At 72.6% G+C, this 20,937-nt stretch carries 20 protein-coding genes and 2 pseudogenes; 14 read left to right on the top strand and 8 right to left on the bottom strand.

What is annotated here, in order from left to right; genetic code table 11:
• Positions 1-10 precede the first annotated feature (10 nt).
• On the bottom strand, positions 11-1,723 hold the full coding sequence (locus tag AB0761_RS15120) for an ABC transporter substrate-binding protein (protein ID WP_377269519.1): 1,713 nt from the start codon (positions 1,721-1,723) through the stop codon (positions 11-13).
• 99 nt (positions 1,724-1,822) lie between these two features.
• Complete coding sequence (locus AB0761_RS15125; protein WP_377269520.1) at positions 1,823-1,918, bottom strand: Ms4533A family Cys-rich leader peptide; 96 nt, start codon at positions 1,916-1,918, stop codon at positions 1,823-1,825.
• Positions 1,919-2,049: 131 nt separating this feature from the next.
• On the opposite strand from AB0761_RS15125, the gene AB0761_RS15130 reads away from it, so the two are divergent.
• Positions 2,050-2,517, top strand: coding sequence for a hypothetical protein (locus AB0761_RS15130; RefSeq protein WP_377269521.1), 468 nt, complete (start codon positions 2,050-2,052; stop codon positions 2,515-2,517).
• Positions 2,518-2,538: 21 nt separating this feature from the next.
• On the opposite strand, the gene AB0761_RS15135 is transcribed toward AB0761_RS15130, so the two are convergent.
• Complete coding sequence (locus AB0761_RS15135; RefSeq protein ID WP_377269522.1) at positions 2,539-3,474, bottom strand: alpha/beta fold hydrolase; 936 nt, start codon at positions 3,472-3,474, stop codon at positions 2,539-2,541.
• A gap of 179 nt (positions 3,475-3,653) precedes the next feature.
• Here AB0761_RS15135 and AB0761_RS15140 point away from each other — a divergent pair, with 179 nt between their 5' ends.
• The 4 genes from AB0761_RS15140 (at position 3,654) to AB0761_RS15155 (ending at position 5,740) form a co-directional block, all read left to right on the top strand.
• Positions 3,654-3,938 carry a hypothetical protein gene (locus tag AB0761_RS15140; protein WP_377269523.1) on the top strand — a complete coding sequence of 95 codons (285 nt, stop codon included), beginning with the start codon at positions 3,654-3,656 and terminating at the stop codon, positions 3,936-3,938.
• A 255-nt stretch (positions 3,939-4,193) separates the two neighbouring features.
• Positions 4,194-4,886, top strand: a complete 693-nt coding sequence (locus AB0761_RS15145; protein ID WP_377269524.1) for a TetR/AcrR family transcriptional regulator — start codon at positions 4,194-4,196, stop codon at positions 4,884-4,886.
• A 147-nt stretch (positions 4,887-5,033) separates the two neighbouring features.
• Positions 5,034-5,261: a DUF3107 domain-containing protein gene (locus AB0761_RS15150; protein ID WP_377269525.1), complete on the top strand. Its 228-nt coding sequence runs from the start codon at positions 5,034-5,036 to the stop codon at positions 5,259-5,261.
• Between the two features lie 188 nt (positions 5,262-5,449).
• The gene (locus tag AB0761_RS15155) at positions 5,450-5,740 is read left to right on the top strand and encodes a hypothetical protein (protein WP_377269527.1); all 291 of its coding nucleotides are present in this window, start codon (positions 5,450-5,452) and stop codon (positions 5,738-5,740) included.
• A gap of 127 nt (positions 5,741-5,867) precedes the next feature.
• Here the strand turns inward: AB0761_RS15155 and AB0761_RS15160 are convergent, their stop codons facing one another.
• Complete coding sequence (locus AB0761_RS15160; protein ID WP_377269528.1) at positions 5,868-6,632, bottom strand: ferritin-like fold-containing protein; 765 nt, start codon at positions 6,630-6,632, stop codon at positions 5,868-5,870.
• Positions 6,633-7,087: 455 nt separating this feature from the next.
• On the opposite strand from AB0761_RS15160, the pseudogene AB0761_RS15165 reads away from it, so the two are divergent.
• The 3 genes and pseudogenes from AB0761_RS15165 to AB0761_RS15175 all read left to right on the top strand — a co-directional run.
• A pseudogene (locus AB0761_RS15165) lies at positions 7,088-8,860 on the top strand (DEAD/DEAH box helicase); the annotation flags it as partial.
• Positions 8,861-9,075: 215 nt separating this feature from the next.
• The gene (locus AB0761_RS15170) at positions 9,076-9,963 is read left to right on the top strand and encodes an alpha/beta fold hydrolase (RefSeq protein ID WP_377269529.1); all 888 of its coding nucleotides are present in this window, start codon (positions 9,076-9,078) and stop codon (positions 9,961-9,963) included.
• 289 nt (positions 9,964-10,252) lie between these two features.
• The gene (locus AB0761_RS15175) at positions 10,253-10,399 is read left to right on the top strand and encodes a hypothetical protein (RefSeq protein WP_169797027.1); all 147 of its coding nucleotides are present in this window, start codon (positions 10,253-10,255) and stop codon (positions 10,397-10,399) included.
• Positions 10,400-10,478: 79 nt separating this feature from the next.
• Here AB0761_RS15175 and AB0761_RS15180 read toward each other — a convergent pair whose 3' ends face one another.
• Positions 10,479-11,672, bottom strand: a complete 1,194-nt coding sequence (locus AB0761_RS15180; protein ID WP_377274117.1) for an MFS transporter — start codon at positions 11,670-11,672, stop codon at positions 10,479-10,481.
• 214 nt (positions 11,673-11,886) lie between these two features.
• Here AB0761_RS15180 and AB0761_RS15185 point away from each other — a divergent pair, with 214 nt between their 5' ends.
• The 3 genes and pseudogenes from AB0761_RS15185 to AB0761_RS15195 all read left to right on the top strand — a co-directional run bounded on the left by AB0761_RS15185 (position 11,887) and on the right by AB0761_RS15195 (position 14,331).
• Positions 11,887-12,525, top strand: coding sequence for a DUF6758 family protein (locus AB0761_RS15185; protein ID WP_377269530.1), 639 nt, complete (start codon positions 11,887-11,889; stop codon positions 12,523-12,525).
• A 138-nt stretch (positions 12,526-12,663) separates the two neighbouring features.
• Positions 12,664-13,520, top strand: a pseudogene (locus AB0761_RS15190) (PHP domain-containing protein).
• Positions 13,521-13,716: 196 nt separating this feature from the next.
• Positions 13,717-14,331 carry a MarC family protein gene (locus tag AB0761_RS15195; RefSeq protein WP_377269531.1) on the top strand — a complete coding sequence of 205 codons (615 nt, stop codon included), beginning with the start codon at positions 13,717-13,719 and terminating at the stop codon, positions 14,329-14,331.
• A 20-nt stretch (positions 14,332-14,351) separates the two neighbouring features.
• Here AB0761_RS15195 and AB0761_RS15200 read toward each other — a convergent pair whose 3' ends face one another.
• A complete protein-coding gene (locus AB0761_RS15200) occupies positions 14,352-15,002 on the bottom strand; it encodes a suppressor of fused domain protein (RefSeq protein ID WP_377269532.1) in 651 nt (216 codons plus the stop codon).
• Between the two features lie 647 nt (positions 15,003-15,649).
• Between AB0761_RS15200 and corA the strand changes: the two genes are divergently transcribed.
• Positions 15,650-16,762 (top strand): magnesium/cobalt transporter CorA, encoded by a 1,113-nt coding sequence (corA, locus tag AB0761_RS15205; protein WP_377269533.1) that lies wholly within the window; start codon positions 15,650-15,652, stop codon positions 16,760-16,762.
• Between the two features lie 93 nt (positions 16,763-16,855).
• Here the strand turns inward: corA and AB0761_RS15210 are convergent, their stop codons facing one another.
• A complete protein-coding gene (locus tag AB0761_RS15210) occupies positions 16,856-17,833 on the bottom strand; it encodes a DMT family transporter (RefSeq protein WP_377269534.1) in 978 nt (325 codons plus the stop codon).
• Between the two features lie 135 nt (positions 17,834-17,968).
• Between AB0761_RS15210 and AB0761_RS15215 the strand changes: the two genes are divergently transcribed.
• A complete protein-coding gene (locus AB0761_RS15215; RefSeq protein ID WP_377269535.1) occupies positions 17,969-18,532 on the top strand; it encodes a hypothetical protein in 564 nt (187 codons plus the stop codon).
• Between the two features lie 33 nt (positions 18,533-18,565).
• Here the strand turns inward: AB0761_RS15215 and AB0761_RS15220 are convergent, their stop codons facing one another.
• Positions 18,566-19,297, bottom strand: coding sequence for a hypothetical protein (locus tag AB0761_RS15220; RefSeq protein ID WP_377269536.1), 732 nt, complete (start codon positions 19,295-19,297; stop codon positions 18,566-18,568).
• A 280-nt stretch (positions 19,298-19,577) separates the two neighbouring features.
• Here AB0761_RS15220 and AB0761_RS15225 point away from each other — a divergent pair, with 280 nt between their 5' ends.
• Positions 19,578-20,864: a magnesium transporter MgtE N-terminal domain-containing protein gene (locus AB0761_RS15225; protein ID WP_377269537.1), complete on the top strand. Its 1,287-nt coding sequence runs from the start codon at positions 19,578-19,580 to the stop codon at positions 20,862-20,864.
• The last annotated feature ends 73 nt before the right edge of the window (positions 20,865-20,937 follow it).

Raw genomic sequence — 20,937 nt, forward strand, 5'->3', positions numbered from 1 at the left:
GGGGTCCTGCCTACTTCACCGAGATGCGGGACAGGTCGTAGAGCCCGTTCCACTGGCTGACATAGGTGTTGGTGACGTCCTTGCCGAAGAGCCGCTTGTAGATCGGGTGGTAGAGCGGCACGGTCAGCGCACGCTTGCCGAGGTCCGCGTCGAGCTTCCCCCAGCGGGCCGCGGCCGCGGCCGGGTCGGTGATCTGGTTGATGGCGTCGATCTCGGCGTTGACCTTGGGGTCGTTCAGCTGGCTGGCGTTGAAGTTGCCGCCGTCCTTGAGGATCTGACGGCCGTCGAAGACCGGCGCCAGGAAGGGGCCGCCGGACGGCCAGTCGGCGCCCCAGCTCTGCAGGAACAGACCCGGCTCGGTGGCGGGCTTCTGGGTCTTCTCCGCGTAGTCGTTCTCTTCCGAGGCGTGCAGCCTGACCGTGATACCGGCCTTCTTCAGCGCCTCCTGGACGGCCGTTGCGGCCTCGGGGCCGCTGCCGGTGCCCGCGGTGGTGGTGTGGTCCAGGGTGATGGTGATCCCGTTCGGGTAGCCGGCCTCGGCGAGAGCCTGCTTGGCCTTGGCCGGGTCGCCCGAGGTGCCGCCGGGGAAGTCGTCGTACGGGGTGTAGCCGAACGCCTTCTGGTCCGGGAGGAAGGTGGTGGCCGGCTTGGCGACCGCGGTGCCGCCGATCGCGTTGATCACCGACTGGCGGTCCACCGCATAGGAGATCGCCTCGCGCACCTTCTGGTTGTCGAACGGCTTCACCTTGGCGTTGAAGGCGAGGTACCAGGTCTCACCGAAGTAGCCGGTGGCGACCCGCTTGGACAGTCCCTGCGGGCCGTTCAGCTTGGCCAGCACGGAGGCGTCGATGTCGGTGTCGGTGGTGATCGCCCGGGAGTCGGCGCCGGTGCTGGCTGCCAGCCGCTGGTTGATCACCGACTGGTCGAGGCCGGACTGCACCACGATCTTGTCCGGGCCGGCCAGCCGCTGGTCGTCGACGCTCTTGGACCAGTACCGGTTGCGGTCCAGCACGATGGTCTTGCCCTGGTCGTTGCTGACGACCTTGTACGGGCCGGAGGAGATCGGGTGCTTCTCGTAGTTGACGCCGGTGTCCTTGGCCTTGGGCACCGGGGCGAACTGGGTGGCGGTGGCCAGGTACGGGAAGTCGCCCTCGGGCTTGCGCAGGTGGAAGACGATGGTGCGGTCGTCCGGCACCTGGATGGAGTCCAGCTCCTTGCCCTGGTACGGGCCCTGGTAGGTCTCACCGCCGATCAGCCAGTCCCGCAGGTAGGGGGCGCCGCCCGGCAGCTCGGGGGCGAAGGAGCGCTCGATGCCGTACTTGATGTCCTGCGCCTTGATGGGCGTGCCGTCCTCGTACTTCAGGCCGGACTTGAGGTGGTACGTCCAGGTCTTGGCGCCGTCGCTGGGGGTGCCGGTGTCGGTCGCCAGGTCGGGCACCGGCTTGGCGCCGGCGGGGCCGTCCGTGGTGTGGTCGCGCGTGGTGAGGGTGCGGAACACCAGGGTGGGGATCTTGCCGCCGCCGGAGGTGTACTGCCGCGCCGGGTCGAAGTGGCCCTGGTCGCGGTGGTTGAGCACGGTGAGGGTGCCGCCCTGGTAGTCCTTGGCGTCAAACGCCTTCGCCCCGGCCTTCCCGCCGCCACCGCCCCCGCTGCCGCAGGCGACGGCGAGGCTCGACAGAAGGGCCACACCGGTGGCCGCGTACAGGGCCCTGGACTTGCTCATGGGACTACCTCTCGGGGTTGTGCAGGGGGAACCCGGGGCACGGCGGTGGGACGCCTGCTGCCCGTCGGGTGGAAAGGGGACGTTCGCGGATGGTGGCGTTCAGCGACAGTCGACGTCGGCGACGCAGAGTGCGGACACGCCGAGGAGCACCAGCCGGAAGGCGGCGCTGCGACAGGGCGGACCGTTGCGAACCATGAGCAAATCTTTGAGCTCTCATAAGTAAATAGTCAAAATTGATCGCCATATCGAGACGAACGCCACATCCTTCCGGCCGGGCCACTCGTTCGCAGGACAGCCAGCACCCCGACCCGCCGGAGGAAGTCACGATGCCCGCCACCCCGCGCCCGGCCCGCCTGGCATCGCTCGCCCTGGTCTGCGCAGCCCTGCTGTGCGGCTGTGTCTCCACGGCCCCGGGTGACGTCCGGACCACAGAGCCGGCCAGGGTCGTCGCCCCGGCCACCCCCGTGGGCCACCCCTCGCCCGACGACGTCCCCAGCCCCATCGAGCGCTATGGAATCGCCCAGGGCGATCCCGCGGCCACGCCGCACGCCCCACCGCCGCGCACTGCGACACCGCGGCGCCGGCAGCGCCCGGCCCCCCGCCCCCGCCCGCACGCCGGGCACATCCGGCACATCCGCCCGGTCCGGCGCCCCGCCCCGGCGCCGCAGCGCACCGCCCGGCAGCCCGGCGTCCACAGTGGCAAGCCGGACGGCATCTGCGATCTGGGCACCCGTCTGGGCCGCTGGGCCCCCGGCAGCCCCGCCGAGCGGACCTGCCACCGGGTCTACGGCTGACAATCCGTCAACGCCTTGCTCTCAGCGGCGCGGTACCGCTCCCCGTTCCGTCTCCGCGACCAGCTCCCGGAAGGCCCGGGCGACCCGCACCGGGTGCTCCATCATGGCCACATGCCCGGAGTCCGGCAGCACCAGCAGCCGGGCGTCCGGGAAGGCCAGGCAGGCCCGGCGGGCACTGCGGTACGACACCAGCCGGTCACGCAGGCCGTACACCAGCAGCACCGGCACCCGCACCCGTTCGGCCTGCCGCCAGAGCGACTGGCCGCCCCATTCGGTGTAGGCCCTGACGATGCCCCGGGCCGAGCTCGCCAGCACATCCGTCGCATACGGCAGCGCCATCCGCCGCCGGTACTCCTCCACCGCGTCCGCACGCCGCTCCGGCGGGATCAGCGCCGGGTCGCCGTAGACCAGATCCAGCAGCGCCGCGGCCCGCCGCTCCACGCTCTGCCCTGCGGTCAGCCGGGTGAGCAGCCGGGGCACCCCGGGTACGGCCAGCAGTCCGGTGGGCAGCGCGCTGCGCTGCGGCGGCAGTTCGGGCAGCGCCGGGGAGACCAGCGTCAGGGTGCGCACCAGATCGGGACGCCGGGCGGCCAGCCGCACCGCGACCGCGCCGCCCAGCGAGTTGCCGAAGAGGTGCACCGGCCCCCGGCCGGTGATCTCCACGCAGTCGGCGACCGCCCGTGCCAGACCGGAGACCGACAGGTCCCCGTGGTCCGGTGGCGGCGACTGCCCGAACCCGGGCAGGTCCACGGCCTCCGCGTCCACGTCCTCGCTCAGCTCGGCCATCAGATCGGCCCAGTTCTGGGTGGAGCCGCCCAGGCCGTGCACCATGACGGCGGGCGGCAGCCCCGGCCGCCGCGGTTCGATGGAGCTGACCGCGAGTGTGCAGCCGGGCACCGCCACGGTCCGCACCGGGCGCCCGGGATCATCTTCCGGGAACTGTCTGTGAACCGTCATGGATCCCGATGCTACGCAGCACCCTCTCCCGCGGTCCCGCGAGCCCCGCGAGGCGCAGGACCGCACGGCGTACCGGTGTGCCGGGGCGGCCCCCGGGGCACGCTCTCCTGTGCTCACCAAGGATCAGGCCGCACGGCCGGGGCTCCGCCCCGCCGCAGCGGCCGACGCAGGGAGGCACCATGTCCGAGACGACGCCGCGCGGCGCCCGGGTACTCGGCGAGACGCTGACCGCGGCCCCGGCGCCCGCAGACCCCGATGACCTCGAGGAACTGGCGGACCAGGACGAGACCGAGGCCCCGGAGCTCGACATCGAGGCGCCCGAGGCGGACGCCCAGGAACAGCACCAGGAGCTGCGGCAGCACCGCGACGACCCCGACACCGGCCGCGCCGGCTACGACGCCAACCCCGCCGACGCCACCGAGCAGCGGCGGGTGGTCGAGCTGGACGAGGACGACTACCGCTGACCGGTCCGCACCGGTGCGATGCGTTCTGCCCTGCACCGCTTGTGGCCTTCCCACAAGTGGAGAGCTGCGGTTTTCTCCGCTCCACCGTGGGCAGGAGCGGTTACCGAAAAGTAGGATGGGGACCTTGCAAGGCACCGACCGTACGGCCCCGGCCGCCGGCCGGCCGAAGGGGGTCCGCTGCAATGGCGCGCGGGCCGCACCTGCGGCACCCGGACGGCGTCACCGCGAGCCGTTGACCGTGATGTGAGGAGCGCCGTGACGGCCATCCAGGACACGGACGAGCGCCCGCGCCCAGGCAGCAGGAGCACTGGACGCCTCCCGCGGAGCGCCCGCCGCAGCCAGCTGCTCGGCGCCGCCCAGGAGGTGTTTGTCGCCCAGGGCTACCACGCTGCCGCCATGGACGACATCGCCGAGCGCGCAGGCGTCAGCAAGCCTGTGCTCTACCAGCACTTCCCCGGAAAGCTGGAGCTCTACCTGGCGCTGCTGGACAAGCACTGCGACGCCCTGGTGGAGGCGATCCGCACCGCGCTGGAGGCCACCACCGACAACAAGCAGCGGGTCGCCGCGACGACCGAGGCGTACTTCACCTATGTCGCCAGCGAGTCCGGGGCCTTCCGACTGGTCTTCGAGTCCGACCTCACCAACGAGGAGGCGGTCAAGGAGCGGGTGGAGCGGGTCACCCGGGAGACCGCGATGCTGGTCAGCAAGGTGATCGCGGAGGACACCGACCTCCCCGAGGAGGCGGCCATGCTGCTGGCCGTCGGGGTCTGCGGCGCCTGCCAGGTCACCGCCCGCTACTGGCTGGCGGAGTCCGGCGAGATCCCGCGGGACGAGGCGGTGCGGCTGGTGTCCAGCCTCTCCTGGCGCGGCCTCAAGGGCTTCCCGCTGCACGGCAGCGGCTCCGCCGCGGCCAGGGCGGAGGACGACGGCGACGTCCAGGCCGACTGACGCCCGGACCTGCCGCGGAGCCCGTCGTCGCGGTCTCGCACGTCAGCGGCGTCCACCCGGTTAAGGTGGGGCCGTACGGCGCGGAGGAGCCGCGGTTCCGCCAACCCCCGCGCGAGGAACGCTGCAACCCCGGAGGGACGGGAAGCCGTGGAGGTCAAGATCGGCGTGCAGAACGCGGCTCGCGAGATCGTTCTCGAGAGCTCGCAGTCTGCCGATGAGGTCGAGCGGGCAGTGGCACAGGCCCTCGAGGGCGGCTCCAAGGTGTTCACGCTGGCCGATGAACACGGCCGCCGCGTCATCGTCCCGGCCGAGCGCCTGGCGTACGTGGAGATCGGCGAGCAGGCGGTACGCAAGGTGGGCTTCGGCACCATCTGAGCCCTGACAGGCCCTGTGAAGGCCCCGTACCCCGGTGCTCCGGGGGCGGGGCCTTCGCTGTGCCCCCGATACCGCAGAGCGACGGGAGTAGCACGGGGAGCAGCTGGGTAGTGCCCCATGTGACCGGATTGGCGGCGATTGCCGGACCGGTCCGAGAGGCACAGTCCGAGCGGTACAAGGAGGTACCCATGCTCGTGGAGACCGTCGTCCTCGCCTCGGTCGGGCTGCTCGTCGGGGTGGCCGCCGTCCTGGTCCTCCCTGAGTACTTCCCGTCGCCGCGTGCCCTCACCGTGCTCACCGGCGGTGTCGCCGCCGTGGTCGCCGGGCTGGTGGCCCGGGCCGCGCTGGGTTCGCACCACTCGGCGCTGCCCACCGGCGTCGGCGCGGTCACCGCGGCGCTGCTGGTCTCCGTGCTGGCCCGGCCCGACCGGGTGCGCCCCGACCGCCGGTCCCGGCGGCACAGCCGCCGGCCTGCCTGAGCCGGGGCCCGGCCCGGGACGGTTCCCCGCCGGACGGCCGGTCGGGCACCGCCCGGAAGGGAGAACCGCCCGGCCGCCGAGGCGACCGCACCGGACCCCGGTGTGCCCCCGGGAGCGGGGCGGCCGGTCAGGACGCCAGGCCCAGTGCGGCCATCCGCCGGGTGTGCGCCTCGGTGATCCGGTTGAACATCTTGCCGACCTCGACCAGGTCGAAGCCCCGTACCTCGGCGCCGCCGATCAGCAGGTTGGAGAGGGCGTCACGCTCGGCCACCACCCGCTGGGCCTGGCTGAGCGCCTCACCCATCAGCCGCCGCCCCCACAGAGCCAGGCGGCCGCCGACCCGGGGCTCCTGCTCGATGGCGGTACGGACCTTCGCCACGGCGAACTGCCCGTGGCCGGTGTCCGCCATCACGCTGAGCACCAGGTCACGGGTGTCGTCGTCCAGCCGCACCGCGACCTCGCGGTAGAAGTCGGAGGCGATGGCGTCCCCGACGAAGGCCTTGACCAGGCCCTCCAGCCAGTCGGCCGGGGCGGTCATCCGATGGAAGGAGTCCAGCGGCTCCACAAAGGGCTGCATGGACTCGTCGGGGTCCGCACCGATCGCCGCCAGCCGGTCGTGCAGCAGGCGGTAGTGGTGGAACTCCGCCGCCGCCATCTCGGCGAGGGCCGCCTTGTCCGCCAGGTTGGGGGCGAGCTTGGCGTCCTCCGCCAGCCGCTCGAAGGCGCTCAGCTCCCCGTAGGCGAGCGCGCCCAGCAGGTCCACCACCGCGGCGCGGTAGTGGGGGTCGGCCGAGCAGGCCGCCCAGTCGCCGATCGACTCGTGCACGGCCTCCGCCGCCGTGCCGGCCCTGCCGTCGGCCGCTGTCTGCGCGGCCTCGCCATGAGTGTCCATGCCTCCGCACTGTAGTGCGCGGGCCTGCGGCGGAGCAGCCGGACGGGGGCGGTCTGTCGGATGCGTCACGCACGACCCTCTCTGCGGCTGGCGCCCGCCAGGTATGGTGGTAGTGAGGCCCGCCGTGTTCACCCGATACGAGCAGTGGGTACTCACGTACGCGGATGCCCGGTCGGAGGACCGATCGGCTCCGACCAGACAACGCTTCAGTGGCCGAGCGAGGGCCGTCGCGGATCGCGCCGAGTGCGCCGGTCCCGCGCCGGGGCTCTTCGCGGGAATCTCCCGACGCCACGGGGCGCCACGGCCAAGAGGCCGGCACGGCTGGTCACGGTGCACGCCAGGGGTCAGTACCCCGTGTGCGCCGCGGACCGGGCGCGTCGGCCACCGTACGGCAGCGGCGGCGCCCCGAAGGCTTCAGGGACCGGCGCGGTTGTGCGTCCCACGGGCCTGACGGCCTGCCGGACGCCCGCCGTCCTCGCTCCCGGCCCCCACACGGAAGAGGCAGCATCCTGTCCACGTTCAGAGACCTGGGGATCCTCCCCGAGACCGCCGAAGCCCTTGAGGCCGTCGGCATCACCACTCCCTTTCCCATCCAGGAGATGACCCTGCCGGTCGCGCTGACCGGCCACGACGTCATCGGCCAGGCCAAGACCGGCACCGGCAAGACCCTGGGCTTCGGACTCCCGCTCATCGACCGCGTGGTCGTCGGCGCCGATGTCGAGGCCGGGCGGGCGACCGCCGCGGATCTCTGCGACGCGCCCCAGGCCCTGGTGGTCGTCCCCACCCGCGAGCTGTGCACCCAGGTGACCAACGACCTGCAGACCGCGGGCAAGGTCCGCAATGTGCGTGTGCTGGCGGTCTACGGCGGCCGCGCGTACGAGCCCCAGGTGGAGGCGCTGAAGAAGGGCGTCGACGTGGTCGTCGGCACCCCCGGCCGCCTCCTGGACCTGGCCGGCCAGCGGAAGCTGGACCTCTCCAAGGTGCGCTCGCTGGTGCTGGACGAGGCCGACGAGATGCTCGACCTGGGCTTTCTGCCCGACGTCGAGAAGATCATCACCATGCTGCCGGCCGGTCGGCAGACCATGCTCTTCTCCGCCACCATGCCCGGCCAGGTGATCAGCCTCGCCCGCCGGTACATGCGGCAGCCGACCCACATCCGGGCCACCGCGCCGGACGACGAGGGTGCCACCGTCGCCTCCGTCACCCAGCACATCTTCCGTGCCCACTCGCTGGACAAGGTCGAGATGCTGGCGCGCATCCTGCAGGCCGACGGCCGCGGGCTGGCAATGATCTTCTGCCGGACCAAGCGCACCGCAGCCGACGTCGCCGACCAGCTGACCCGCCGCGGCTTCGCCGCCGGCGCCGTCCACGGCGACCTCGGGCAGGGCGCCCGCGAGCAGGCCCTGCGGGCCTTCCGCAACGGCAAGGTCGACGTACTGGTCTGCACCGATGTCGCCGCCCGCGGCATCGATGTGGAGGGTGTCACCCATGTGGTGAACTACCAGTGCCCGGAGGACGAGAAGACCTATCTGCACCGGATCGGCCGCACCGGCCGCGCCGGGGCCTCCGGCACCGCCGTGACCCTGGTCGACTGGGACGACATCCCGCGCTGGCAGCTGATCAACAAGGCGCTGGACCTGTCGTTCAACGACCCGCAGGAGACCTACTCCACCTCTCCGCACCTCTACGAGCAGCTGCACATCGCCGAGGGCATCACCGGCGTCCTGCCGCGTGCCGAGCGCACCCGTGCCGGGCTGGGGGCCGAGGAGATCGAGGACCTCGGCGAGACCGGTGGCCGTGGCCGCGAGCGCAGCCGCGGTGGCGACCGTCCGCGCGGCGGCCGCCCCGGCCGTCGCGGCGGGGACAGCCGCAGCGGGGACAGCACCGCCACGGAGACCGGCAGCACGGGCACGGAGGAGGAGCGGCCCCGCCGCGCCCGCCAGCGCCGCCGCACCCGCGCCGGATCCGCCCCCGACGCCACCGGCACCGCCACGGTCGAGGTCGAGCAGTCCGCCGATGCCGCCCCGGCGGCACCCGCCGTCGAGGGCGACGCGGCACCGCGTCGTCGCCGCCGCTCCCGTGGCAGCGGGTCCGCCGCCAAGGCGACCGGCACCACCGCCGAGGCGCCCGCCGCCGAGGCCGCTGCGGAGCCGGCTGCCGTCGAGGGCGGCACCGCACCGCGCCGCCGGCGTCGCACCCGCCGCCCGGCGGGCGAGGCCGCGCCCGCCGAGGGCTGATCGAGCCCCCAGCTGAACCCTGTCGCCCCCTGTCGCCGCAACCGCGGCGGCAGGGGGCGACTCGCGCACCGGGCACCGCGCCGCCGCTTCCCGGACACACGACTGTCACAGGGCATGATTACGGTGAGGGCCGACGCCCTCACCGACCTGCACCCGAGACCGACCTGCACCCGAGACCGACATCCACCCGAGACCGGCGGAGACGGATGAGCACGCCGCCCTTTGTGGCCCTTCCCAGCTGCGCCCGAGCCCTCCGGCTGAGCACCGCCCGCGGCGACTTCGCCGCCCTGGAGGCGCTGCCCGACGGTCCGGTGCGGGCCACCGCCCTGCTGGTGCCCGGCTTCACGGGCAGCAAGGAGGACTTCATCGCCCTGCTGGCGCCGCTGTCGGCGGCGGGGCTGCGGGTCGTGGCCGTGGATCAGCGGGGCCAGTACGAGAGCGGCGGGCCGGCCGACGAGGCCGTGTACGCGCTGCCGGAGCTGGGGCTGGACGTGCGGGCGCTCAGTGAGGCGGTGGCGGGCCGTGGAACGGCGGCGGACCGCGGGCCCCTGCATCTGCTAGGTCACTCGTTCGGCGGATATGTGGTGCGCGAGTCGGTGCTGGCCGCGGACGCCCCGCTGCCCTGGAGCTCGCTGACCCTGATGAGCACCGGCCCGGCCGCGATCGATCCGGCTGAGGCGGTCCGCACCAAGATGCTGCTGGACGCGCTCACGGTGATGGATCTGGAGGCCATCTGGCAGGTGATGCAGGAGATGGACGCCGGGAGCGACCCGACCGGGCTGCCCTCTCCCGAGGTCGCCGACTTCCTGCACCACCGCTGGGTCTCCAACGTTCCCCAGTCGCTCTCGGCCATGGCCAGGCGGCTGATCGGCGAGTCCGACCGGGTGGCCGAGCTGGCTGCCGCACCGCTGCCCAAGCTGGTGCTCTCCGGGGACCGCGACTACGCCTGGCCGGTGCCCTGGCAGTCCGAGATGGCGGAGCGGCTCGGCGCCCGCCGGGTGGTCGTCTCCGGCGCGGGTCACTCCCCCAACGCCGAGCGGCCCTTGGAGACGGCCCGCGCGCTGCTGGACTTCTGGACCTCCGTACCGTCCTGACCTGGGATTACAGGAAATCTCCGGCAGATTTTCGTTAGGCCGGATAAAATTTGAGGAGTTCGGGAATCAGCGCCCCCACAGATCGCGTTGACCACTCTGGACACCCTGGCTCCATCCCTCGCCCACACGCGTTCAGGTCGCCGTTCCCTACTTCGCGGTAGAAGATATGCGAAACCCGGACTTTACGGACGGGCAACCGCAACGAAGCAGTAGCACGGCACCGTGACCGTGGGGGGAGCCTTGCCGGCACCATCCAGCTCCTCGTGAGAGGCCAGGAAGGGAGAGGCCCATGCGCTTCGAGATCATGCGACTGGACGACACCGACGGCGTCGCCACCGACCGGTTCATCGCCGATGCCGACACTGTGCGGGAACTGGTCGAGACCGCCGCCGCAACCGGCGAGCGTCTCTATATCCGACCGTGCCCGGCCGCCTGACGGCGGCCGCACCGAAGCAGCGTCGCAGCAGCCCCGCCACCGCATCGCGGTGGCGGGGCTGCCGTCCTTCTCCGGGGCCTCAGCGCGCCCGCTGCGCCGCCAGCTCCACCGCCAGCGGGTCATGGGCCCCCACCGTCCGCTCCTCGTGCACGGCATCGTGCCGCAGGTGCCCGCGCCGCACCACGGCGACCAGCATGGCCACCACCGCGGCCACCGCGGCCACCACAAAGGGCATGTGGATGTCGAAGTGCTCCTCGAGCTTGGGCGCGGCGTAGGGAGCGGCCGCCGCGGCGAACCAGCGGACGAAGTTGTAGCCGGCCGAGGCGACCGGCCGGGGCGCATCGGAGATCTCCAGCGCCAGTTCCGTGTAGACGGTGTTGTTCATGCCGATGAAGGCACCGGAGGCGATGGTGGCGGCGATCGCCGCGGTGTGCGACCCGTAGCCCAGCAGCACCAGGTCGGCAGCCATCAGCACCAGCGAGGTGCCCAGCACCTTGATCGACCCGAAGCGCTGCTGCAGCCGGGGGGCCACCAGCACCGAGAAGACGGCCAGCAGTACACCCCAGGCGAAGAAGACCCCGCCGCTGCGGTACGGGCTCATGTTCAGCACGAACGGGGAGAAGGCCAGCACCGTGAAGAAGGCGTAGTTGTAGAAGAACGCGCTGGCCGCGGTGGTGGCCAGACCGCTGTGGCCGAGGGCCTTGAGCGGGTCCGCGAGGCTGGTGCGCCGGGCCGGCCTGGGCTGCTCCTTGAGCAGCGAGGCGATGGCGACGAAGCCGATGGCCATCAGGGTGGCGGTGCCGAAGAAGGGATAGCGCCAGTTGGCGTTGCCGAGCAGGGCGCCCAGCAGCGGCCCGCAGGCCATGCCGAGGCCCAGGGCGGACTCGTAGAGCAGGATGGCCGACTCGCTGCCACCGCTCGCGGCACCCACGATCACCGCCAGCGAGGTGGAGACGAAGAGCGCGTTGCCCAGCCCCCATCCGGCGCGGAAGCCCACCAGCTGCCCCACCGTGTCGGAGGTCCCTGCCAGCGCGGCGAAGACCACCACCAGGGCGAGACCGGCCAGCAGGGTCTTGCGGCCGCCGATCCGGCTGGAGACGAAGCCGGTGATCAGCATGGCCACGGCGGTGATCAGGAAGTAGCTCGTGAAGAGCAGCGACACCTGGCCCGGGGTGGCATCCAGGCCCTTGGCGATGGACGGCAGGATCGGGTCGACCAGGCCGATGCCCATGAAGGCCACCACGGCGGCGCCCGCGGTGGCCCAGACGGCCATCGGCTGGCGCAGGATGCCGCTCTGGGCGCCGCGATGTCCGGCGGCGGGGTCTGCCTTGGAACTCACTTGGCCTCTCCTCCATCTTCTTAGCTCTGCTAATTAATGCTAACTACATCGGTTGCATTACACAACTCATATCTGCGGCGCCGCGCCGGTGACCCGGTCGGGTGATCGTCCTTGACGTGCTCCGCCTGACGGAGGACCGTTGACGGCTATGAGGGGCGAGCCCAGTTGTCCGAGGTGCGGAGGCCGCGTCCGCGCCCCCGGCCTCTTCTCCGACACCTGGCAGTGCGACACACACGGGGCGGTGCACCCGCTGCAACCCGTGGTGCCGCCCAGCATCGAGGCGCTCGCGGTCGCGGTCGCCCGCTCGCAGGTCCCGGTCTGGATGCCCTGGCCGCTTCCGGTGGGCTGGCTCTACACCGGCATCGCCCACGCGGGGGACGACCTGTCCGGAGCCCGGGCCACCGCCGTCGCCTGCTCCGGCCCCGGCCCGCTGGGCGGGTTCGGCGAGCTGGTGCTGGTCGCCGAGGAGCTGGGGGTCGGTCTGGGCGCCAGGTACGCCGGGATCGCCGGCCCCGACCCCGGCGGCTCCCTGGCCATCGACCGCCCCGCCGACGCCAAGCTGCTGGCGGCCGGGCGGCCCACCCCGATGTGGCACGTCCCGGGGGCGCCGGACGACCGGGCCGTCTTCGTCGGCGAGGCCATGGGGCTGTGGATCTGGGCCGTGGCCTGGCCCGAGCGGTCCGGAATGCTGATGTACGACGAGCTGGTGCTCACCGATCTGCGGGATGCCGGGGCCGAGCTTGAGCTACTGCCCTGCGGAGCGCTCTCGCCGAGGATTCTCTCTTGATCCAGGGGATCTGCCTTAAGATCTTTGGCTTGTGGCGCAAGATACAGTAGGAATTACTGCCTCCGGGGCTTTTTGGCACCGGTAGTCGCGCTATCCTGGTGCAGCCCACTCCCCCAGCCCCACCAGGAGCCCGCAGCCGTGCGCATCGACCTGCACGCCCACAGCAACGCCTCGGACGGGACCGACACCCCCGCCGAGCTGGTCGCCGCCGCCGTGCACGCCGGGCTCGACGTGGTGGCGCTCACCGACCACGACACGGTGGCCGGGCACTCCGAGGCGGCCGCCGCGCTGCGCGCCCTGCCCAAGGGATCGCTCACCCTGGTGACCGGGGCCGAGCTGTCCTGCCGGGTCGAGGGCATCAGCATGCATCTGCTGGCCTATCTCTTCGATCCCGAGGAGCCCACGCTCGCGCGTGAGCGAGAGCTGGTCCGCACCGACCGCTTCCGCCGCGGCGAGGGATCGTGGAGCGGTGCCGCGCACTGGGCGCCCCCATCACCTGGGACCAGGTCCGCAGGATCGCCGCCGGCGGCGCCGTCGGCCGTCCGCACATCGCCAGCGCCCTGGTCGAGGCCGGGGTGGTCGCCACCGTGAGCGACGCCTTCACGCCCGAGTGGCTGGCCAACGGCGGACGCGCCGATGTGCAGAAGCACGAGCTGGACCCGGTCGAGGCGGTGCGCCTGGTGCGCACCGCCGGAGGAGTGCCGGTCTTCGCCCACCCGGGTGCCGTCAAGCGCGGCCGTACCGTCCCCGACCGGGTGATCGCCGAACTGGCAGCGGCCGGACTGGCCGGGCTGGAGGTCGAGCATCTGGACCACGACGAGGAGACCCGGGCCCGGCTGCGCGGTCTGGCCGCCGACCTGGACCTGCTGGTCACCGGGTCCAGCGACTACCACGGCACCCGCAAGACCGTCCGGCTGGGCGAGCACACCACCGACCCCGCGGTGTACGAGGAGCTGATCGGCCAGGCCACCGGAGCCAAGCCGATTCCCGCCTGATCCCCCGAACCCCCACCCCCGCGCCCCGCCGACCGGACACCTCCGGGGCGCGGTGAGCCGCGCGCCCCGGAGACGCGCGGCCGGCTCTGTGCTGCCCTCCGCAAGGCGGGTGCGCACCAGGGCCCCGACCGGCTGCTGCACCACGGGCGCCGCCCCTGAACCGAGACACCCAGACAGAGAGCTGCGAGCACCACCCATGTCCTTCTTCGACGTCGCGGCCTTCGGGTCGCTCTTCGTCACCCTGTTCGTGATCATGGATCCGCCGGGAACAATCCCCATCTTCCTGGCCCTGACCTCCGGCCGCGCCGTCCGCACCCAGCGCCGGATGGCCTGGCAGGCCGCCCTGGTGGCACTCGGGGTGATCACCGCCTTCGGGCTCTTCGGCCACCAGATCCTGGACTACCTGCATGTCTCCATCCCGGCGCTGCAGGTCTCCGGAGGGCTGCTGCTCCTGCTGATCGCCCTGGACCTGCTCACCGGCCGGATCGAGGAGCCCACCCAGACCAAGGAGGTCAATGTCGCCCTGGTCCCGCTGGGCACCCCGCTGCTGGCCGGCCCCGGCGCCATCGTCGCCGTGATCCTGGCCGTCCAGGGCGCCCACGGCACCGGTCAGGAGATCGGGGTGTGGACGGCGATCGTGGCGATGCACGTGGTGCTCTGGCTGACGATGCGCTACTCGCTGGTCGTCATCAGGATCATCAAGGAGGGCGGCGTGGTGCTGGTCACCCGGCTGTCCGGACTGCTGCTGTCGGCCATCGCCGTGCAGCTGGTCGCCGACGGGGTCATCGCCTTCGTCCGCGGCGCCTCCTGACGCGGCCGCGGGTCGCCGGGTCAGTCCAGCGGTGCGGTGCGGCGCTGCGGATCCCGCAGATCGGTACCGTGCCGCAGCCAGAGCTCCTGCAGCGCCGGGGCACCGTGCACCCGCTTCCACGCCGCCTCGTTGGGCGTCATCGGCAGCAGCGGCAGAAAGCGGACCGGCTCGGCGGGCTCAGGAAGCTCCAGATCGGCCACCAGGCCGCCCGGCTCGGCCACCAGCACCGACTGGAACGGCGCCCCCTCCCACAGCGGGGCGCCCAGGTCCAGTGAGGCTCCCGGGGCCACCACCAGCCCCTCCACCTGGGGGGACGCCGCCAGGGTCGCCAGCCCCCGCAGCGCGCCGTCACGCCCGCCGCGCACCGAGAGCACCAGCTCGGCGCGCGGGCCCCGGTGCGGGTCGGCGACCGGGCTCAGCGGATCGGCCATCGGGGCCGCGGCCATGCCGAGGGTGGTGTAGCGGACCAGTGCCGGCTCCGCCGCGCCGGTCCCGCCGCCCGGGCCGAAGCGCAGCACCTCGATGCGGTCGGCGCCGAGGAAGGTGACGGCCGCCCGCCCGGTGGGCTCCCCGAAGGTGGTGAGCAGCCGGGCCTCCACCGCGGTCAGCACCGCCTCGCGCGAGAGCGGGTCGGGGCCTGCGGCGGCAAAGCCTGGGTCATGAGGGGCCATACAGGCGAGGTTATCGGGCAGACTGAGGGGAGGCCGTTACGGCCGTCCTGCGGCGGGCTCCTCGCGGCGCCTGCTATGGTGGGTCGCTGGCCCGCGAAAGCGGACATGCCGCAGGGACCCCTGGCGGGGTCGATGCACCACGGCCTACCCGGCCGGGGCGCGGGTGAAACCCGGCGACGGCATTCCGCAGGCGGACGCAGTGGGGCGCGCGCCGCGCGCGGTGAGGGACGAGGCTTTCCCCCAGCGGGGACCGGCCGAGGGAGGTGGTTGCGGGTGGATACCAGCCGACCGTGCAGTACCGGCAGCTCTCCCGTACCGGTGCCCTGCGGCCGCCCTCCTCGGATCTGAGGACCTGACAGCAACCGAACCGCGGTTGGCAGATGAGCCCCCTTTGAGGCTCCGCCCCGATGTGTTCCTCCTCCCGGATCGGGAGTGCTCAGGCCCCATCCCTGCCCTCCGAGGCAGCAGCGGATCGTGTTTTCCGGGCACGTACCACCGGACGGGAGAGCGCCGCCCCGGGCGCCGTGACGGTTTCTCACCTCCTCGGCGCCACCGCCAGGCGTTTCCCGCCGCCGCACTCCGGCACCCCGCTGGGGCGACCCACCGCCCTGCCGGCAGTCGACGGCCCTGCCCTGAAGGAGCCCGCCATGTCGATGATCCGCGACCTGCGCGCCGTCGTCCGTCCGCACCGCCGCCGTCCCGGTTCCGCCTACGACGGCAGCCTCTCCGAGCCGACCCCCAGCGCGGTGGTGGACTGCGCCGTGTACCGGGCCGGCAAGCGCGTCGGCGACAGCTGCTCGCCCCGTGAGGCCGTGCACCGGGTACGGCTGGCCAACAGTGAGCCGGCCGACGCCGACTCCTTCGTCTGGATCGGGCTGCACGAGCCCACCGAGGCGGAGTTCGAGGGCATCGCCAAGCGCTTCGGACTGCACCCCCTGGCGGTGGAGGACGCGGTCCACGCCCACCAGCGGCCCAAGCTGGAGCGCTATGACGATGTGCTCTTCGCCGTCTTCAAGACCATCAGGTACGTAGAGCACGACCAGCTCACCCCCACCAGCGAGGTGGTGGACACCGGTGAGGTGATGGTCTTCACCGGCAAGGACTTCGTGATCACCGTGCGGCATGGCGAGCACGGCTCGCTGCGCGCCCTGCGCCGCCGGCTGGAGGAGGACGTCGACCTGCTGGCCAAGGGGCCCTCAGCGGTACTGCACGCCATCTCCGACCAGGTCGTCGACGACTACCTGGCGGTGGTGGACGAGCTGCAGACCGATGTGGACGAGGTCGAGTTCGACGTCTTCGCCACCCGGAGCGGCAAGAGCGCCGACATCGGCCGCGTCTACCAGCTCAAGCGGGAGGTGCTGGAGTTCAAGCGGGCGGCCGGCCCGCTGCTGCGCCCGATGCAGCTGCTCTCCGAGCGCCCCATGCGGCTGGTGGACCCGGACATCCAGAAGTACTTCCGCGATGTCGCCGACCACCTGGCGCGGGTCAACGAGCAGGTGTCCGCCTTCGACGAGCTGCTCAACTCGCTGCTCCAGGCCAATCTGGCGCAGGTCTCGGTGGCGCAGAACGAGGACATGCGCAAGATCACCGCCTGGGCGGCCATCTTCGCCGTCCCCACCATGATCACCGGTGTCTACGGGATGAACTTCGACCACATGCCGGAGCTCAAGTCCCAGTACGGCTACCCGGCGGTGCTGATCGGCATCGCCGTGGTCTGCTGCATGATGTACCGCGGCTTCCGCCGCAACGGCTGGCTCTGACCCCGAGGGCGGCGCGGGCACCGGCTTCCGGACCGCGCCGACGGCGGCGCGGCAGCCGGGGACCGGCCACCGCGGGCCGTCCCGCCGGACTGGTCAGCCGCGGCGGTTGGTACGGATCACCAGCACCAGGCCGGCCAGGATCAGCACCACCGCGGGATAGGCGGCGACCGGGGGCAGCTGGCCCAGCCAGACGGCGGCGATCAGGGCCGCGCCGGGTGTCTCCAGCAGGATGGCGGTGGAGGTCACCGAAGGCCCCAGGGTGCGCACCACCCGGTTGCTGAGCGAGTGGCCCAGCAGCTGCGCGGTGGCGGTGAGCAGCACCAGCTTCCACCAGGTGCCCGCGTCCCAGCCGTGCAGAGCCGTACCGGAGGCCAGCACCGCGACCAGCAGCAGCACCGCGGTGGTGGCGTAGCAGAGCAGGGTGTACGCGGTGGTGGAGACCGTACGCCGGACTTCGGCGCCCAGCAGCAGATAGCCGGCGGCCGCCAGGCCCGCGGCCAGCGCCAGGGCGTCACCGGACAGGGCCCGCAGGGAGAGCGAGAGGTCCACCCCGGTCAGTACCAGCACACCGGTGAAGGCCACACCGGTGCCGACCCACACCATCACGGGGGCGCGGTGGCCGCGCAGCCGCATGATCAGGGTCGCCCACAGGGGGGTGGTGGTGACCAGTGCGGTGGAGGACGCCACCGAGGTCATCCGCAGGCTGGGCAGCCAGAGCGCGAAGTGCAGGGCGAGCAGCAGTCCCGCGGCGAGGGTCAGCAGCAGCGCGCGGCGGCCGATGCCGCGCAGCTCGGCGCGGTGCCGCAGCAGCGCGTACGGGGCCAGGGCGCCCACCGCCATGGTGTTCCGCCAGAAGGCGATGGCCAGTGCGGGCGCGGCGGTGGCGCTGATCAGCGGCGCGGAGAGGGAGATACCGCCCACGGAGACCGCGAGCAGCAGCAGGTCCGTCATCGGCAGCCGGTGCGGGTGCGCTGCGGCGGGCGGCTGCGGGTGCCCGGGGAGGCCCTCCACCGGCGGCGCTGCCGGGGCTCCGGCCGGAGTGGGTGATGCGGTGTCGGGCCGGCCGGGCACGGTGCTCCTCAAGGCTGTGTGTGGTGAAGGCGGATCCTCTTAATGTAAGGGCCTATGCGGCGTCACACCACTGTCGTCCAGCGAGCGGACACCAAGGCTCGATCATGGCCGGGTGCGCACCGTACGCTGTGCGGCATGGACCGTGTTGCTGCCGCACCCACCCCGACGGCCGAAGAGCTCTTCGATCCCGCGCTGGTGGAGGAGTCCGCGAAGAAGTCCGGGCTGCTCTGGGTGGCGGCGGGCGGCCGGGAGCACTCCGGCCCCCCGAGCCGTCCGCTGTGGCACGCCTGGCAGGACGGCGCGGTGGTAGTCGTCGGGGACGGCGCCGAACAGCCCCTGCACGGGCTCGCCGACGGGCAGCAGGCGGCGGTGACCGTCCGCAGCAAGGACAAGGGCGGCCGGCTGGTGCGCTGGCAGGCCCGCGTGGTGCAGCTGGCGCCGGGCAGCGAGGCCTGGCTGGCCGCGGTGGAAGAGCTCAAGGGCAAGCGGCTGAACGCCCCCGATACCGACACCATCGCCGACCGCTGGGCCAGGGAGTGCCGGGTGCTGCGGCTGGAGCCGGCCGGGCCGTCCGACGAGCGCCCGGGTGCGATGCCGGACGCCTCCCACGCCGCGCCGCCGATGCCCTCCCCGGCCACCACACGCCGGCCCATCCCCGCCGGGCTGCCCAAGCTGCTGCTGCGCCGCCGCAAGGGCTGAGGCCCGGGCGGCCGCCGCGCGGTCCCGGCCGGGTCAGCCCTTGCCGGTCGCGGCGGAGCCGGTACCGAAGTCCAGCACCTGCCCGGCGGACGGAGCCGTCACGGTGAAGTCCCTGCCGTACTCGCTGAGTGTGAGAGTGCCGGCGTTCCCCGGGCGGTCCACCTCCACCGGGAGGGGGGTGCCCTGGAGGGAGACCCGCACGGTGCTGCCCCCGTCCGTGGTCACCGCGACCGTACGCAGGCCGTCGACCTTGCGGTAGTCCGCCTTGCGGGCCGGACCCCCGAGATCGGTGACACTGCCGAGCATCGCGGCCTTGTCGGTGAAGACGGACAGCTGGCGGTAGGAGGGGTCGGTGGAGTGCACCCTGACGTACTTCCCCTCCAGCTTGGCCGAGGCCGAGGCCGAGACCGCCGACGAGGAGCCCGACGAGGCCTCGCTGTAGAAGGCGGCGTCGCCCTTGACGTACAGCTGGGACCCGACCCGCAGCAGCTCGAAGGTACGGGCGCCGCTGACCACCTTGCCGGTGCCCCCGCCGGACTTGAGCCGCATGTCGAGCCGGTAGGTGGCCCCCGCGCTGACGACCGTGCCGGAGAGGTGCACCGAGGAGGCACCGAGGGCGGCCGCGCGTGCCTTGGCCGCGATGGTGTCCGGGGCCTGCCGGCCGATGCCGTTGGTCCCCGCGTCAGGGTCGGGCGGCGGCCCGGAGCAGCCGGCGGCGAGCGCGACGGCCGCGCAGACCGTCCCCAGGGCGGCGGTGCGGCGCATCGACAGATTCCTCCTGGAGTCGGGGCCGGCGGGACGCCAGCAAGCTACCGCAGCGTACGCGGGAGACGGCACCGCGGGTTTCGCTCCCGGGGCCCCACCGGCAGCCCTTCACCGGACCTGCGCGGCCTGCTTGCCGGAGCCACACGCGGTGGACCGCCCGGCGGGCCCGCGCGGGGCCGCACGGGTAGCCTGGGCTGCACAACGGCGCGCGGGGCGGGTGTGCAGTGCTGCCACGCAACAGCGGGCGGACCGGGCAGCCAGTGAGGAGACCGAGGAGGCCATGCCAGGTTCAGCCAACCGGGTCTTCATCTCCCACCTCTCCGGAACAGCGGTCTTCGACCCCAACGGCGACCAGGTGGGCCGGGTCCGCGACGTCGTGGTCTCGCTGCGCCTGGGCGGCAGGCCGCCCCGGGTCCTGGGGCTGGTCGTCGAGGTGGTCAGCCGCCGTCGCATCTTCCTGCCGATGACCCGGGTCACCAGCCTGGAGTCCGGCCAGGTGCTGACCACCGGTGTGATCAACATGCGGCGCTTCGAGCAGCGGCCCACCGAGACGCTGGTGGTGGGCGAGATGCTGGACCGCCGGGTCAACCTCACCGCCAGCGGCGAGCAGGTCACCGTCCTGGACGTGGCGATGGTGCAGACCCGGCTGCGGGAGTGGGAGATCAGCAAGGTCTTCGTGCAGCGCGGCAAGTCGGGCCGGCTCCGCCGCCGGGGCGAGACCCTCACCGTGGACTGGTCCTCGGTCACCGGCTTCTCGCTGGCCGAGGAGGGCCAGGGCGCGGCCAATCTGCTGGCCACCTTCGAGCAGCTGCGCCCCGCCGACCTGGCCAATGTGCTGCACCATCTGTCCGCCAAGCGCCGCGGCGAGGTGGCGGCGGCACTGGACGACGAGCGGCTGGCGGACGTCCTGGAGGAGCTGCCCGAGGACGACCAGGTGGAGATCATCGGCAAGCTGAAGGACGAGCGGGCCGCGGACATCCTGGAGGCGATGGACCCGGACGACGCCGCCGACCTGCTCTCCGAGCTGCCGGACGACGAGGCCGAGCGGCTGCTGCGGCTGATGGAGCCCGAGGAGGCAGAGCCGGTACGCCGTCTGCTGAGCTACGAGGAGAACACCGCCGGCGGTCTGATGACCACCGAACCCATCGTGCTGGAGCCGGACGCCACCGTGGCCGACGCACTGGCCCGGGTACGGGTGGCGGACCAGAAGTCGGCGCTGGCGGCGCAGGTGTACATCTGCCGGCCGCCCAATGAGACCCCCACCGGCACCTTTCTGGGCATGGTGCACTTCCAGCGGCTGCTGCGGGAGCCGCCGTACACCCTGGTCGGCTCGATCGTCGACCGCGACCTGGACCCGCTGCCGCCCGACACCCCGCTGCCGGTGATCACCAGCTATCTGGCCACCTACAACCTGGTGGCCGCACCCGTGGTGGACGACGCCGACCATCTGCTGGGCGCGGTCACGGTGGACGACGTCCTGGACCACCTGCTGCCCGAGGACTGGCGGGAGTCCACCGTGCACATCGAGGACCTGCCGCACGAGGGGGTGGCCGGCGGTGGACGGTGAGCGCAGCGGACGGGGCCGCCGGGACCGGGAGGAGGGCCGCTCCCGGCTCCAGAGCGAGCTGCGGGAGCTGCGG

It is taken from the genome of Peterkaempfera podocarpi (assembly GCF_042466665.1).
In the GTDB taxonomy this organism is placed as follows: Bacteria; Actinomycetota; Actinomycetes; order Streptomycetales; family Streptomycetaceae; genus Peterkaempfera; species Peterkaempfera podocarpi.

Excerpts from the sequence above, each read along its gene's own strand:
- AB0761_RS15120 (WP_377269519.1), bottom strand. The coding sequence starts at position 1,723 with ATGAGCAAGTCCAGGGCCCTGTACGCGGCCACCGGTGTGGCCCTTCTG.
- AB0761_RS15125 (WP_377269520.1), bottom strand. The coding sequence starts at position 1,918 with ATGGTTCGCAACGGTCCGCCCTGTCGCAGCGCCGCCTTCCGGCTGGTG.
- AB0761_RS15130 (WP_377269521.1), top strand. The coding sequence starts at position 2,050 with ATGCCCGCCACCCCGCGCCCGGCCCGCCTGGCATCGCTCGCCCTGGTC.
- AB0761_RS15135 (WP_377269522.1), bottom strand. The coding sequence starts at position 3,474 with ATGACGGTTCACAGACAGTTCCCGGAAGATGATCCCGGGCGCCCGGTG.
- AB0761_RS15140 (WP_377269523.1), top strand. The coding sequence starts at position 3,654 with ATGTCCGAGACGACGCCGCGCGGCGCCCGGGTACTCGGCGAGACGCTG.
- AB0761_RS15155 (WP_377269527.1), top strand. The coding sequence starts at position 5,450 with ATGCTCGTGGAGACCGTCGTCCTCGCCTCGGTCGGGCTGCTCGTCGGG.
- AB0761_RS15160 (WP_377269528.1), bottom strand. The coding sequence starts at position 6,632 with ATGGACACTCATGGCGAGGCCGCGCAGACAGCGGCCGACGGCAGGGCC.
- AB0761_RS15170 (WP_377269529.1), top strand. The coding sequence starts at position 9,076 with ATGAGCACGCCGCCCTTTGTGGCCCTTCCCAGCTGCGCCCGAGCCCTC.
- AB0761_RS15175 (WP_169797027.1), top strand. The coding sequence starts at position 10,253 with ATGCGCTTCGAGATCATGCGACTGGACGACACCGACGGCGTCGCCACC.
- AB0761_RS15180 (WP_377274117.1), bottom strand. The coding sequence starts at position 11,672 with ATGGCCGTCTGGGCCACCGCGGGCGCCGCCGTGGTGGCCTTCATGGGC.
- AB0761_RS15185 (WP_377269530.1), top strand. The coding sequence starts at position 11,887 with ATGAGGGGCGAGCCCAGTTGTCCGAGGTGCGGAGGCCGCGTCCGCGCC.
- AB0761_RS15195 (WP_377269531.1), top strand. The coding sequence starts at position 13,717 with ATGTCCTTCTTCGACGTCGCGGCCTTCGGGTCGCTCTTCGTCACCCTG.
- AB0761_RS15200 (WP_377269532.1), bottom strand. The coding sequence starts at position 15,002 with ATGGCCCCTCATGACCCAGGCTTTGCCGCCGCAGGCCCCGACCCGCTC.
- corA (WP_377269533.1), top strand. The coding sequence starts at position 15,650 with ATGTCGATGATCCGCGACCTGCGCGCCGTCGTCCGTCCGCACCGCCGC.
- AB0761_RS15215 (WP_377269535.1), top strand. The coding sequence starts at position 17,969 with ATGGACCGTGTTGCTGCCGCACCCACCCCGACGGCCGAAGAGCTCTTC.
- AB0761_RS15220 (WP_377269536.1), bottom strand. The coding sequence starts at position 19,297 with ATGCGCCGCACCGCCGCCCTGGGGACGGTCTGCGCGGCCGTCGCGCTC.
- AB0761_RS15225 (WP_377269537.1), top strand. The coding sequence starts at position 19,578 with ATGCCAGGTTCAGCCAACCGGGTCTTCATCTCCCACCTCTCCGGAACA.